At 49.4% G+C, this 14,189-nt stretch carries 10 protein-coding genes; all 10 read right to left on the reverse strand.

Going from position 1 to position 14,189, the window contains the following annotated elements:
- Positions 1 to 364 precede the first annotated feature (364 nt).
- Complete coding sequence (locus C3B52_RS30030) at positions 365 to 2,611, reverse strand: N,N-dimethylformamidase beta subunit family domain-containing protein (RefSeq protein ID WP_103110025.1); 2,247 nt, start codon at positions 2,609 to 2,611, stop codon at positions 365 to 367.
- Positions 2,612 to 2,891: 280 nt separating this feature from the next.
- Positions 2,892 to 4,004 carry a C45 family autoproteolytic acyltransferase/hydolase gene (locus C3B52_RS30035; protein WP_103110026.1) on the reverse strand — a complete coding sequence of 371 codons (1,113 nt, stop codon included), beginning with the start codon at positions 4,002 to 4,004 and terminating at the stop codon, positions 2,892 to 2,894.
- A gap of 18 nt (positions 4,005 to 4,022) precedes the next feature.
- Entirely contained in the window at positions 4,023 to 4,496 is a 474-nt protein-coding gene (locus C3B52_RS30040; RefSeq protein WP_103110027.1) for a GNAT family N-acetyltransferase, read from the reverse strand.
- 43 nt (positions 4,497 to 4,539) lie between these two features.
- The gene (locus C3B52_RS30045; RefSeq protein ID WP_103110028.1) at positions 4,540 to 5,649 is read right to left on the reverse strand and encodes a mandelate racemase/muconate lactonizing enzyme family protein; all 1,110 of its coding nucleotides are present in this window, start codon (positions 5,647 to 5,649) and stop codon (positions 4,540 to 4,542) included.
- Positions 5,650 to 5,654: 5 nt separating this feature from the next.
- Positions 5,655 to 7,112, reverse strand: coding sequence for a serine hydrolase (locus tag C3B52_RS30050; RefSeq protein WP_103110029.1), 1,458 nt, complete (start codon positions 7,110 to 7,112; stop codon positions 5,655 to 5,657).
- 3 nt (positions 7,113 to 7,115) lie between these two features.
- Positions 7,116 to 8,570: a serine hydrolase gene (locus tag C3B52_RS30055; RefSeq protein WP_103110030.1), complete on the reverse strand. Its 1,455-nt coding sequence runs from the start codon at positions 8,568 to 8,570 to the stop codon at positions 7,116 to 7,118.
- A 22-nt stretch (positions 8,571 to 8,592) separates the two neighbouring features.
- Positions 8,593 to 10,227 (reverse strand): ABC transporter substrate-binding protein, encoded by a 1,635-nt coding sequence (locus tag C3B52_RS30060; RefSeq protein WP_103110031.1) that lies wholly within the window; start codon positions 10,225 to 10,227, stop codon positions 8,593 to 8,595.
- Positions 10,228 to 10,283: 56 nt separating this feature from the next.
- Positions 10,284 to 11,918, reverse strand: a complete 1,635-nt coding sequence (locus tag C3B52_RS30065) for an ABC transporter substrate-binding protein (RefSeq protein WP_103110032.1) — start codon at positions 11,916 to 11,918, stop codon at positions 10,284 to 10,286.
- Positions 11,919 to 12,130: 212 nt separating this feature from the next.
- Positions 12,131 to 13,462, reverse strand: coding sequence for a transcriptional regulator (locus C3B52_RS30070; protein ID WP_103110033.1), 1,332 nt, complete (start codon positions 13,460 to 13,462; stop codon positions 12,131 to 12,133).
- Between the two features lie 20 nt (positions 13,463 to 13,482).
- The coding region (locus C3B52_RS30075; RefSeq protein WP_103110034.1) for a dipeptidase at positions 13,483 to 14,189 on the reverse strand (707 nt) is incomplete at its 5' end.

Consider the following 14,189-nt stretch of genomic DNA (forward strand, 5'->3'; position numbering starts at 1 on the left):
GAAGAAATTCTCACCTCATATCCATGTATCGATCTTTTTACAAAAAACTATAGAGTGCTTGCAAAAACTGTTCACTTCTTTTACTAGACGGATATGGCTGTCTGGGGGGGAACAACAACCATACATGGCGATCGCCATTGGAACAGGTGGGCGGTTGGTGGTTGGCGAACCAACTAGCTTACTATAATACATGTTTGTCGAATCGTATAGTGATAGAATCCTTTGCAAAATCGAAGCATGTCTCTCTTTCACAGGCTTTCATCTGCAAGGTCCGTCTTTGGTAGATTATCTCGATTATGAGAGAAAGTACTTTGGAAAAGCACAAAAAAAGAAACCCCACATTAAGCGGGGCTTCTTCCTCCACTCATTTATCTAGGAAGCGGTTCAATACGTTGTCGCTGATGCGAGCTACATTATTGTTGTATTCATTCCAGGCCATACTTCCTGCCCAATTGATAGAGCCAACGGAGAAAACGGCACCTCCACCCTTAATATCAAAATACGTCATATCCGCCCTTACCAGTGGGTGCTCCTCGCCTCCTTGGCCAGGTGATGTGAACAACTGATCCTCGTGCACGAGCTGATAGCGGTTGTCAACGCCAATGGAAGTAGCAAGCCACAGTGTGTGAAGCGGCGTCCCAAGCTCAAAATCGAGACGGTCAATTTCGTCACCTACAGCTCCGCCCATGACCAAACCAAAGTCACCGATTACTTCGTTTTCACCAATTCCTTCGAAGATAAAGCTGGCAGCAGGGCTGTTGCTGTCCGGCAAGCGCCTGTATCCGCTGCCGGGTCCCCATCCTTGGGCAGTAAAACCGATACCAACCAGCTTTTGGGGAACAAAGCCATTGTGACGCCACAATCCTCCTGATGCACCTGTCGAGCTGTGATACAATTCACCCTGTGGCGACTCCCAGGAACGTGTTCCTGCGTTGCCACGACGCACTTCGATCAGATGCGACTGCTGCGGATCAATGCTGGTCACCCAGTAAAAACCGTTTGCCCCCAGGTACATGAGCCTTCCGCCGTTCGCTAAATATTCCTGCAGAGTCTCCATCATGGATCGTGTCCAATACTCCGGATGGGTGCCAGTGACGAGTACCTTATAACAGGAGAGCAGCTCAAGTCCGTCTCTATGAAGGTCTTCGTCCGTTGCGACATCATAGCCCTCAGCTCGCTTCTCCAGCCAGCCAGTAATATAGAGATCGGCGGCCAGATGACGAACTGCACCATTCTGCCAGTTCCGGTAGTGAGGACGAATGTTCATGATCGGCCGTAGGCGTGAGGAGTAATGAACCCCGCTTCCGTCGCTATGTGTATCATAGATAGATTTGCCCAGCTCTGGATGATCTATCAGGTAACGATCCTGCGAAGAGAGCTTTAGCTCGTGCCCCATGAGAGGTTCGAGTCCCAGCTCGAATAATCTTTCGTTGGCGTAGGCCAAATAGGTATTGGTCGGGGCCAGAAACAGGACTGGAGAGGTAGCTGCACTGAGGGTTGGCCGTACAAAAAACGGGATGTAATCTGTTTTATCATCAGCCATGAGCTGAAGGGCATATACCCCGCTCTGCAAATGATTGGGCACTTGCCAGCTGATATCCACTTCCCAACCAGCATCTGCAATGTCATCATCATGGAAATGCACGGCGGCATAATGCTTAGGTGCGGATGTGAACTCAAGGTGCTCACCGTTCCATAAGTGACTGGTAACAGCACGTGTCGGCCCTTGATGAAGAATTCCGTGGTAGCCATTTTTGGAGCGGTCTACAAGCTGAGAGGAAGAGATCTTGGTCCCAAAATCGTAGTGAGCGACGAGCATGTCTCCCGCGATCATCATAGGGTCTGCCCCTGCTGAAAGCTCCTTCAGGCTGGTAGAATCAAGCACCGTCTGGAAAAAACTAGGATTTTCTATTTTACCGTTATAGTGCTGATGGACCTGATCGGTTTCATTCGGAGCTGCGGCAAGCAGTACACGCGTAGCGATGAAATCTGAAAAATCCAGCCTGGCATTTACCTTTACTAACTCGGTTTCATCTGCAGCAGTCCAACCGTCGCAACGACTGACCAACAGGGAGACTACTTCTGTTTGCCCAGAATATTGGGTCACGATTTCATACCAAGCTCTAGCGTGTAATGGATTCTCGGAGGATACCCGAATCGTGTCCAGGTTCTTGTCTGTTAACGTAAATGTCAGGTGCCCGTCCATATCCAGATATAGCTCGGCTCCAGCTCTCCCGTTCATTGAACCTGCCGACCATATAGTCTGTCTATGTCCTGAAGCAGGTTTTGTCGGCCATGCCCAGAGATGCACCGTGAATTGCCGATGGTCCAGCCAATCAGAAGGAAGAGGGAGCTCAGCATATGATCCTGCCGAAGTCTTTTGTAGCCGACCGGGGTATTCCCTTGATATTTCACTGATGATCGGCTCGCTTTCTAGCTCCTGACTATCCGGGTCAGTCATACCGCCTATTAAACGAACGATACCTGCTGTGTAAGTAGAACTGGTCGTGCTAATCATGAAATTAAGCTTCTGTCCAGGCTCTACGCTGATTTGATCCGCGTAACCCACAATCGTCAGATGATCCTGTTTACCCTCAGCATTTGTTTGCATCGCTTTGCCACCTCCGTGGAAAAATGTTTGATTCTCTCTTCCTGTCCAGATTCATCATCGGCAAATGATCGTTGTTTTTTCTAAATCATCAAAATATTTACTCCATTAACAAATAAAGCAATTTTAATGCCAACGCAAAAAAAGCGTGTGAATGGCTGGCTTTTACTGACGCACTGTTGAAATAAATGAATGTAATTAGGATAAATACCCCCATTTACCCAGTTACGCCCAATAAAAAAGTCGCCACGAAAAATACGCGACGACTGTACTGCCATGCCATTTATAAAATTGGTTTGGCGATTTCGTGCTTCTCAGAAAAATGATACCTCTCATACGTGCTTTGACAAGGCTGACCTTTGGATAATTCAAAGGTACCTGTCGTCAAATTCATGACGATAGAGAACAAAGTACAATCGAGCAGCGCTGCCTCTTCATTCTCCTCCGCTTCCCCATGGCGGCAGATTGCGTTCGGATAGCTGAAGTGATCTCGAAATATATCCTTTATATCATCCTCGTCAATATTGCCTCGCTCCGCTGTCAGCAATTTCGTCGCTCTCCCCATCCGCAAATACGTATCAGAGGCCCCCATGCGAACGGAGTCATCTACCTGTATGCGAGGGCAGACAAAATGATTCGTATGAGTGATATGTCCTTCCAACGGATAGAGAACGTCGTAGTTTACCTGTGCAGTCTCTACCCCTACCGCCTCTCCTTCTCGATGAGCCAGCAAATAATTAGCCGCCGTCCCTCGGGGAAGTCTCGTGATTTGACGAATCGCCTGAGGCAGCGTGCTGCTATTCAAAATTCCTCGCAAAATGATGTGAATCGGAACCCCAACTGATTTTTCCGACGTTCGAAGGAAATTCAGGCATACCGCTAGTCCCTTGGCGTTCATTCCAATTTTCCCGACTATCCCCGCTTCCGTAATCATAAGAATAGTCGGTCGTGGCGGCTGCTCGATTTCTACCACCACGAGCCCATCTGCTACGAGATTGACCCAGTCCCAGTTTTGTCCGATGAGCGTCTCCTGTCTTTTCGTAGCAGGCGGGACTGCCGCTATGCATGTGCACCCGTCTGCTTTCGAAGTGGAGCCGCCCAGATTGGTAATGATTTCGCTTCGCGCATTCAAGGCGACGATATCCTGTAAATCAAGACCTGCCCCTTCGCTGATGCCTTTGATTTCTTCCATGATCTCCGCGTCGTACTGCTCAATCCATGGGATAAACTGGGCAGCATATGCTGTTGCCACTTCCCACGAGATGGCTGCCCCTTCCCGGAAGGCTCGTTCATATGCACGCAGATTCGTTACGATTTGCCCTCTGGCAAGCTGTCCGAATTGCCTCCCTCTTTCGTATGCTGTACCGCTAATCCGAAAGACAGGAAATTCTTTCATCTTGAGAAGCGCCCCCTTTTACAATGTCTTTTCCATGTAATAGCGATCGTGTCCGCTGCCGTACTCCGCAATACGTGTCTCTATAATCTGAAAGCCCGCTTTTTGATAAAGAGCAACCGCCCCGACATTTTCCGGTCCGACGGTCAAGCAAACCTTTGTAAATCCGTCCTCTCGCAATTGCGCAAGCAAGCTCTCCAAAAAAGCGTAGCCGTACCCCAAGCCTTTTTTGTCCATTCGAATATAGTACCCGTACACATACGCTTTGTCGGGCTGGCGAAAATCTCTCATCAGCTCACAAACACCAACGGGTCGAGGGTCTCCCTCTTCCTGAAAAAGGACGATGCAGCCATGTCTGGCAAGCGGTACGAGCACCCATTCATCGATGCCTCCACGCGCGCCAAAGGCTTCCTGCTCCAGCTCCTTCAGCATCACTAGCTGTTCCTCCGTTAATGTCTCCACGATTTTAAGTGTTGTCGCTTTTGTCCTGTGCATGGCTGTTCATCTCCTATTCTCTCTTGCCTGAAACCTTCAGACGTCAACGAATTTGCTCTGACATCACCGTTAGCTCGGCGAGAATCGCTTCATCGACCTCGATCCCCAATCCCGGTTTGTCGCTCACTACAATTTGATTTCCTTGGCACGTCAAATTCCCCACATCTTTTGAAAAAATGAAAGGACCTGCCAATTCATTTGAAATAATATTTTTCTTCGCGATCGACAAGTGAGCTCCTGCTGCACTTCCCACTGATGATTCTGGCATCGAGCCAATCTGGCATTCCATCCCGGCCATTTCCGCTTGATGAACCAGCTTGCTTGCAGGGTAGATGCCCCCGCACTTCATTAGCTTGATGTTCACCTTATCGGCTGCCTTTTTCGCGATGACTTCCCGCATTTCGCTCGGCCCGAGCAAGCCCTCGTCGACCATGATCGGAATCGTCGTTTGCCTGCGAATATCCGCCAATGCTTCCAGATCATCAGCCAGGACGGGCTGCTCCATCCAATCGATTTGGCAATCCTCGATTTGCCCGAGGGCCAACAAGGAATTGGCGCGATTGACCCAGCCCTGATTGGCGTCTACCCGCAGCTTCACAGCCGGCCCCACCGCTTCGCGGACCGCACGAATGCGCAGTACGTCTGTCATAAGGTCGGCGCCAACCTTTATTTTTACACTGTCAAATCCAGATGCTACAGCCTGCTTCGCTTCCTCTGCCATAATCTCAGGCGCAAGAATACTGAGTACGTATGGCAGGGACAAAGTCGAATGATATTTTCCACCCAGTAAATGATAGACGGGCTGCCCTGCGGCCTTTCCCATTAAATCGTAGCACGCGATATCAATAGCCGCTTTTGCTGCCGGTGCTTGGTATACGCACTGATTCATCAAGTCGTGAATTCGCTCGATGTCAAACGGATTTTCGCCGATGATCGCCGGGATCAGGTGATGCACGAGCAGCGCATATGTGCTCTCCCAAGTCTCCCCCGTGACATGCTGATCGGGAACGGATTCTCCAAAGCCCACCAGTCCATCATCGGTCTCTACACGCACAATAATAGAAGGCATCTCGTAATAGGTGGCGTATGCAACAATAAACGGGCGCAAAAGGGGGATTCTGATAGCATGGACCTGGACAGACTTTATTTTCATTTCGTTTATACCTCCGTAGCTAGAACCTTAGGAATTTGTCGATACCCGAAAGCAACAGCTTTTACTTTTCCGTCTTCTCCGTTTGTAAAGCCGATTGTCAGCTCGCTTCCGTCCATGTGGGCCAAAAAGTAATCTTCGGCGATCTGCATAAGCGGATACTTCACTGCTTTGTCGCTTGCAAAAATAGCCGTATTGTTTATTAGAGTCAGCACACCTTCCTCTACCGTGATGCTGACATCCATCCCTTCGCCTGAGACATATCTGCCCACGTACTCATCGAATCGATTTGTCGTCGCCCGATATTCTTCATAAGTGACCAGAGGCACGTCGGCTTCCCTACCTTCGAGAAGATTCAAGGCAGCCAAAGTCAGCTTTTCCACCGGTGTTCCGATCAGGTTAGCCAAAGCCATTGTTGTAATTCCTCTTTCGGGAACGATGCTCAAATGAGCCGCAACGCCCTTGATTGCTCCCCCATGCTTCAGAAGCGTTCCTCCATAATAGTTGGCCTCCACCATCAGGCCATACCCATAATACCTTTTGTAGTTACACTCGATATGAGGAAGGGTCATCTGTCTAACACTTTCTTCAGAAAGTATCCGTTCTTTGCCGACCATTCCGCCTGTACGAAAAATTTCAGCGTAATTCAGCATATCGCGAACAGTCGAATTCAAATGTCCGGATGCAGCTACAGCTGGCCCATCCTCCCATTGAGGGTCAGGGTACAGCTCAGGTACTCCATGATTGTCTCTCATGTGATAAATCGTAGTTACATCTGGATAACGAGGCAGATCACTCAAAAGAAAGGTACTGCTCGGCATATCTGCCGGATCAAGAATGTGCTGCTTCACGTAGACGTCATACGGTTTTCCGCTCACTTCGGCAATAATGGCTCCGAGCAGGGAATAGCCGTCATTGGAGTAACTAAAATGCTGACCAGGCGTACCCAACAATTCGTAGTCCACCCTTGAGAGAACCTCGATAAATTCCTGATACGTATGGATCGGCTTCTGATCTTCCTTCTTCAAAAATCTGTGTATCGGATTTGCCTCTTCTGGAAGCGTATCGAGCAAGGAATTTTTGATCGCGAGCAAATCAACAGGAAGCGGCGGAAGTCCTGCTGAATGCGTCATAAAGTGATGAATCGTCATTTGCTCCGTCTTCTGACGGTCCGGTGTCCGAAACTGTGGCAGGTACGTAAGAACAGGATCATGGACGGACAGCTTTCCGGCTTCCTGCAGCTGCATGATCGCCATGCAAGTAAAGGACTTGGTGACCGATGCCAGTCCCATGACGGTATCAGGCGTAATCTCCAGCTTCTGCTCGGCGTCGCGGTAGCCGAACCCTTTTCGATACAGACTCTTACCGTCATGATTGACTCCAATGACGAACCCAGGTGCCTGGCTCTCCTTTATCACCTTTTCTGCGAGCTCTTCAAACGTGCTTTCCCAACCTTGTTTATTCATCCTTCACACCTCTTTCCCATCATTTACGTTTTCATCTGCAAGCTTCACCAAGTAAAGCACACCTACTGAGATGCCGGATACGTTACCGCGCTCGTCTCTTTGAAACCTGATCGCTTGTTCCTCTTCATCCAGCTTCATCACGAAATAATCATCTCCGATTGGGCGCAGCGAGACCTTATTGCCGCCCAAATCAAGCACCAGAGCTCCTTGCTCCATCATCACTTTCCTATCGTGGTTTGCCCCTGCTCGATACGTACCTGTGTACTGCCGCAGCTGCGCTTCATCAGCACTGCACTCAGCCGGAAATGGCACAGAGGATGAGGGTGCCGGACGGTTCTCCAGCAAATGGACGGCATAGTCTAGCAGCTCAATGATAGGTGTCTCTGCCAAATTCGCCATAGCGATTCCCGTTATTCCTCGCTCGGGGATAATGACCATTTGCGATGCCACCCCTTTGAGCCCTCCGCTATGCTCCAGCTTTGTAGCCCCGTAGTAGTTTGGCGTCACGAATAATCCGTAGCCATAATACTGGCCATATCCCATTTGGACATGCGGGTGCGTCATCTGCTCCACGCTCTCTTTGGAAAGAATGCGTTCTGAACCAACTAGCCCCCCTGTCCGATATATTTCCGTATAGCGCAGCATGTCATGGACGGTAGAATTCAAATGACCAGAAGCGAGCACGACTGGTCCTTCCTCCCACTGAGCGTCAGGGTATACTTCCATGCTTCCTGCCTCGCTCTTGAGTCGATAGATCGTAATCACTTCTTTGTAATGCTGCAATTCCTGCAAGTCGAACGAGCTATTTTGCATCCCTGCCGGTTGAAGAATATGCTCCTTGATGTACGTCTCGTAGGTCTTCCCGCTGACTCGCTCAATGATGGCCCCAAGCAGTGAATACGCATCATTGGAGTAGTTGAATCTTGCTCCAGGCTGCCCTAATAGCTGGAAGTCTGTCTTGCTGATGACCTCCATAAAATCCTCGTACGTATGCACCCACTTCTGATCCTCTTTCTTGATTTGCTTGTGTATCGGATGGTCCTCGTCCTCGATATTCCCATCCGGTAAACCCTTGATTGCCAGGTAATCCGTCGGCAATAACGGCAATCCTGACGTGTGTGTCATAAAATGGTGGATCGTCATTTTCTCGGTGCAGCTCTGGTCTGGCGTGCGGAATTCTGGCAAATAAGTGAGCACCGGATCATGAACCCGTAGCCTCCCCGCTTCCTGCAGCAGCATGATCGCAGCACACGTAAACGACTTGGTGATCGACGCCACGCCCATCACCGTATCAGGCGTAATCGCCAGCTGCCTCTCTTTATCCCGATAGCCAAACCCGTGACGATAGATGCTTTGCCCGTCCTTGTTCAAGCCCACATACACGCCCGGTACGCCACACTTGTCAATGTGTGGTTGCGCAGCCTCTGCAAATTGCTTTTGCCATTCCTTAGCTTCCATTCTCGTTCCCCCGATCCCTTGCTTACGGATTCACCCAGCTCGCTCCCAGCATGATGCCATACATCGCATCGAGCTTGATTCCATGTACACGCTTATTCACAGCGAGGAAGGTTTTTTCTTCTGAATACGGAATCCAGTAGGCTTGCTCTACCGCAATTTTTTGGATTTCTGTAAAAATTTGCTGTCTCTGAACCGGATCAACTACCGTGCGGCTTTTCTCCAGTAAAGCGTCCAGCTGTGGATTCTGGATGTGGGAGTGATTCAGGCCGCCGATTTGACTGGAGTGCATGAACAAATACAAAATATCAGGGTCCAGATCGGTGTAGGCCAGTACATTCAGATCAAACTGTCCCTTTGCTGACAAATCCAGTACACTGCCCAGCTCGGCGTTTTGCACCTTGATCTCCACCCCAATATCCTTCAGCATGCTTTGTATCAAAGGAATTCCTTGTGAATTCATCGCGGTTAAAAGCTGCAGGCTGAGCGGCTTCCCGTCCTTTTCGCGGATACCCCCAGCACCTGTCTTCCAGCCTGCGTCCTCCAGGAGCTTTTTGGCTTCCTCTACATTGAACGGATAGCCGTATGTTTCGACAGCAGGATCATAGCCGAACATCTTCCGCGGCAGTGGACCGAAAGCACTCTCTCCTTCTCCCTGCTGATCTGCCTGGATGATTGCCTTTTTGTTGAGCGCCATGTTTAGCGCCTGACGTACACGAAGATCTTGCAAAATCTCATTTTCCAGATTCATCTGAATAAAATTCACACCTAGCTTCGTCGCTTCTAAAACCTCAAATTTGCCGTTATTTCTGTATTCCTTTGCTTCATTTGCCGATATCGAAGCGATGTCGATCGATCCGCTTTCCAATGCAGCAATTGTTGTTTGCGCATCCTTGATGAATTTGATAACGAGCTTGTCAGGCATCGGCGGTCCTTGCACTTTGGCAAAAGGCTCTGCCCACTTGTACGCTTCATTACGGACCAGCGTGATCGATTCCCCTGTCTTCCAGCTTTCGAATTTCCACGGGCCGACCCCCACCGGATTTCGCCCATATTCCTTGCCGTACTTCTCGATTGAAGCCATGGACAGCGGCTGCGTCACATTCGGCTGAATCAGGTACGACAGGAGCGGGGCAGACGGCTCCTTCAACTGAAGTATGAGTGTCTTGTCGTCCGGGGCAGAGATTTTTTCAATCACACTGAGCAAGGGACCAGCTCCTGGAGAAGCCGTTTCCGGTGCTATTGCCCGTTCGTAGGTCGCTTTAAAGGAAGCAGACGTCAGTGGTGTGCCATCGTGAAAGGTCACTCCCGAGCGGATTTTAAATGTCCAAGTCTTTTGATCATCGGAAATGCTGTACGACTCCGCTAAATACGGCTTGATCTCTTTCGTTTCAGGGTCCATGGACAAGAGCGCTCCCCCAATCAGCCTTGTCACGACCTCGCTCGCCGACATATTCGTTTTGTGTATATCGAGAGTATCCGGCTCTGCCGATAGCCCGAACGTGATCGTACCACCCGGCTTTGGTTCTCCCACGTTTTCCGGCTGGGTGCCCTCCTGCGCTGCTGGACTTGCTGACTGACTGCAGCCGATCACTGCTAGCACAAGTAAGCAAACCAGTGAAACATACGAGATGCACGCTCGGAAATTCCTTCTCTTCACAATGACTCCCCCCTATGATTAGCTGTGAAATACTTTGGCTGAATACTGCACAAACATCATTCGTTCACCCACATATCCTGAATGGTGAGTATTGCAAGCGGATTCGGCTTGACTCCCTGGATCCGATTGTTGATGACCTGGAACGTCTTCGCCGAATACAGTGGAATCCAATAAGCCTCCTCTACGACAAGCTTCTGGATAGCCGCATATATTTTTTGCCTTTCCTGACTGTCTGTTGTGATAGAGCCTTTTTCCAGCAGAGCGTCCAGTTCTTTATTGTTCACACGGAAAAAGTTCAAGCCGCCGATTTGGTTGGAGTGTAACAATAGCCCCAAAATATTCGGGTCTATGTCTCCGTGAGAGGTTGCCATCAAATCGAATTCACCTTTTACAGCCTGCGCATGAGCGGTGGCCATTTCGTAGCTTTGAATTTTCAGATCGATGCCAATTTCCTTCAGCATGCTTTGCACAAGCTGATCTCCCGGCTTAGAATCTTCGATGATCATGGTGAGGCCGAGCACTTTACCGTCCTTTTCCCTGATTCCTTGCCCGCCCAGCTTCCAGCCGGACTCCTCCAGCAAGCGAATCGCTTCTTCCTTGTCGTATTTGTAGCCATACTCCTCTACTGCTTTGTCATAGCCAAACATGGTAGGCGGGATCGGTCCGTAGACAGGCACTCCTTCTCCCTGCAAATCTGCGATGATTAGTGCTTCCTTGTTGATCGCCAAATTGATCGCTTTGCGTACATTGATGTCTCGCAAAATCTCATTTTCCAAATTCATGCCGATAAAGCTCTCAACCGGCTGCATCCCTTCCAAAACGGTGAATTCCTTGTCATCCTTGTACTTTTTCACGTCTTTGGCAGACACACCCGCGATGTCGATGGTTCCGCTGTCCAGAGCAGCCATCAATGTCTGACTGTCTTTGATGAACTTGATAATGAGCTTATCCGGGCGTACAGGTCCCTGATTTTCCAAAAATGGTGCGCTCCATTTATAGTCATCGTTGGGGATCAGCGTAATGGATTCTCCTGTCTTCCAGCTCTCGAACTTCCACGGCCCGACACCTACTGGATTTCGTCCAAAATCACTCCCGTATTTCTTTAGCACCTCCATCGAAATCGGCTGTTGATATCCCCCATAAGCACTGAGGATCGATGCTGACGGCTCCTTCAGTTGAAGAACCAGTGTATTGTCATCAGGTGCGCCAACGGATTCGATTGCGGCCAGATCTTGTCCAGCCACCGGTGAAGCAGTCTTTGGATCGATTGCTCGCTCTATGCTTTGCTTGAAGACAGATGCAGTAAGCGGTGTTCCATCATGAAACTTTACTCCCTGGCGTAGCTTGAACGTCAAGGTCTTCCCATCCTCTGAGACCGTGTACGATTCAGCGAGATGAGGCTTCAGCTCAAAGGTGTACGGGTCGAGGACCATCAGGGCTCCCCCCAGTAAGCCACCTACAAAGTTTCCCGCTGACATCGTTGTTTTTTGAGGGTCTAATGTATCTGGCTCCGCTTGATACCCGATTGTGATTGTTCCGCCCGTTTTTGGCGTCAGGCTGGCAGTCGCTTTTGGTTGTTGCTCCACGTTTTTGGCTGGTGGAGGTGTAGATGTACAACCCGCTGTTGAAAAGGCGAGTAAGCAAGCGAACAGGACGTATTTGATACAGCGATCCAAGTTATTTCGTAACATGGCGTGCCTCCTTTTTGGCATTATTTTATTTGGTAAAGCATTCGAATAAGCGACAATTAGTCGTCATATAGTCGTTAATTTCATTTGTGCTTTTTGCCGGGTAAGTAGGTAGTGCTAGTAGGAGTCGATCGTAGATGAGTTTAAGTAGAATGGTATGGAGGTGGTCCCGGATTGCTCCTTCACTGGGAACAGCCGGGACATGTTCGTATTCACTAAGTTGAGAGTAAATGGTGATTGAAGCGATACACAGCTCGAGGACGTCCTTGCTGATACGGCTGCTCCTCGCCAACCACTTCAATCACCTGATGATCGATCAGTTTTTTTACGGTTCGCTCTGAGCTTCGTCTGCTGATTTGAAGGTATTCGGCCAGGTCAGTCGCTGTAAACCGATTGTCCCGTCGAAGCTTTACATACTGCAGCAGCTTGTTTATGGTAGCGACACTCGAGCCTGACTTTTCGGCAATCTCCAAAATAGCCTTGTTTTCGCTTTTTAAATGAAAGGTTTTCGCCTCGGTGTTCACAGGCCCGATGACTTCTTTTTCATCCGTTACCAGATAAGCATTGCTTTCTTTCGTTTTTCGCGCATGATAGATCGCGATTCGCGCGTTTGCTTCCGCTTCCTTTGCTGTGAGACCGAACCCAAAGCCCATCGTGACCGTGACCTTCCGCAGCTGACTGACGTTTTCCAATACATGGGCGATCTTGCCGTATTCCATCATCTGTTCAATACTGCCTCTCGTCCCGTAAATAATAAATTGATCCATCCCGAGCTTTTGGATAGAGGCATCGGTCTCTTTGACCAGCTCAAGCAGCTCTTGGAGCAGGATGATCGTGGCGTCCTGCATTTGGCTTTCTGCCTGAAAGCCTGCGCCGTCCGCCTGATTGATCGTAGCGATGCCCACCGCTATCTGCGAATTTTTGCTAATTTTCAGTTGCCCGTACGCCACTGCTTGCTGGATAGCATCCCGAATATTTTTGTCTGGAACGATGAGCGGAGCACAGGGAATATTCAGCTCACGCAGGCGCGTATACACATAATCAACACCGGTCAGGGCAAATTTGCTCTCCCCTCTTTCCCAATGCTCCCTGTGAAAACGGATTACTTCCTCAGCGTCAAATCTGGTGCCACCTTCTTCGACTATCTCGCTGTAATCCGTTACGAACCAAGGCGTAGGCTTAATGTCCAATTCTTCTGCTACCTTCTCGATATATGCAGCCTTGGGCACATCAATGGAAATTCGGTCCAATCCTCCCGGGACATGCAGCATTGTATGAAACAGCGAAAGTGAAATCGTGTACTCATCAGATGGAATGTACACCGCTGGCCACTTTTTTTGTTCCGTCTTTTCTTTGGCAAAAAAGTACGGCAGCGGTCCTGCAAACAGCAGTACGTCACAATCATCAATGAGGTCAAGCAAAGCCGCACTCTCTTTTGGATTCTGGTAGGTGTACGTTGTCAGATGAATATTTGCGTCTGCATGGATATTCTTCCTAATTCTTGGTACGAATTCTTCCGAAGAGATTGCCGCTATTCTAATGATCATTGCTCATTCCCTTTTCCTTGTTATTTCCAGACTTCCTTATACACGCGAATGAAGTTTTTGCCCATGATCAGCCGGATGGCTTCATCTGTATACCCTCGCTTGGCAAGAGCATTGACCAGCTCAGGTACCCTGCTATGTCCTTTCACCACATCAAAATCTTTGCGCGATGCCTCAGCGAGAGCAATCGGCGAATCGTACTTCATGAATGGCTCGATAATATCCAAACCGATTCCGATGTGCTCTACCCCAACGAGAGCTGCGACATGATCCACATGATTCACCAGATGCTCCAGATCGGACTTGTCATCGCTATCGGCTACAAAAATGTTAACGCCATTAATTCCGATCACTCCGTTTGTGGAAGCGATCGCCTTGATTTGCTCATCTGTCAGATTGCGCATGGAGCCAGCGAGTGACCGACAGTTGGAATGGGAAGCGATAATGGGCTTTTTGGCAATCTCCATGACATCCCAGAAGCCTTCGTCGTTTAGATGACTGACGTCGATGATCATCCCCATCGCTTCCGCAGCTTCGATCAATTGCACGCCGAACTCCGTAATTCCGCCTTTCTTCCCCTCACGCACGGGAGAAAAGTGGCTGCCGTCTCCTACGAAATTGCGCCTGCTCCAGACGAGTCCCATAAAACGCACGCCCAGTTCATAGAAAATTCGGAGCAAGCTAAGGTCGTTGTACAGCGGGTCGGCTCCTTCAAGAGAGAGAACAAACC

Source organism: Brevibacillus reuszeri, from assembly GCF_002897295.1.
Taxonomy (GTDB): domain Bacteria; phylum Bacillota; class Bacilli; order Brevibacillales; family Brevibacillaceae; genus Brevibacillus; species Brevibacillus reuszeri_A.

Coding starts and splice junctions, on each gene's coding strand:
- C3B52_RS30050 (WP_103110029.1), bottom strand. CDS start 7,112: ATGAATAAACAAGGTTGGGAAAGCACGTTTGAAGAGCTCGCAGAAAAG.
- C3B52_RS30070 (WP_103110033.1), bottom strand. CDS start 13,462: ATGATCATTAGAATAGCGGCAATCTCTTCGGAAGAATTCGTACCAAGA.
- C3B52_RS30055 (WP_103110030.1), bottom strand. CDS start 8,570: ATGGAAGCTAAGGAATGGCAAAAGCAATTTGCAGAGGCTGCGCAACCA.
- C3B52_RS30030 (WP_103110025.1), bottom strand. CDS start 2,611: ATGCAAACAAATGCTGAGGGTAAACAGGATCATCTGACGATTGTGGGT.
- C3B52_RS30065 (WP_103110032.1), bottom strand. CDS start 11,918: ATGTTACGAAATAACTTGGATCGCTGTATCAAATACGTCCTGTTCGCT.
- C3B52_RS30035 (WP_103110026.1), bottom strand. CDS start 4,004: ATGAAAGAATTTCCTGTCTTTCGGATTAGCGGTACAGCATACGAAAGA.
- C3B52_RS30040 (WP_103110027.1), bottom strand. CDS start 4,496: ATGCACAGGACAAAAGCGACAACACTTAAAATCGTGGAGACATTAACG.
- C3B52_RS30045 (WP_103110028.1), bottom strand. CDS start 5,649: ATGAAAATAAAGTCTGTCCAGGTCCATGCTATCAGAATCCCCCTTTTG.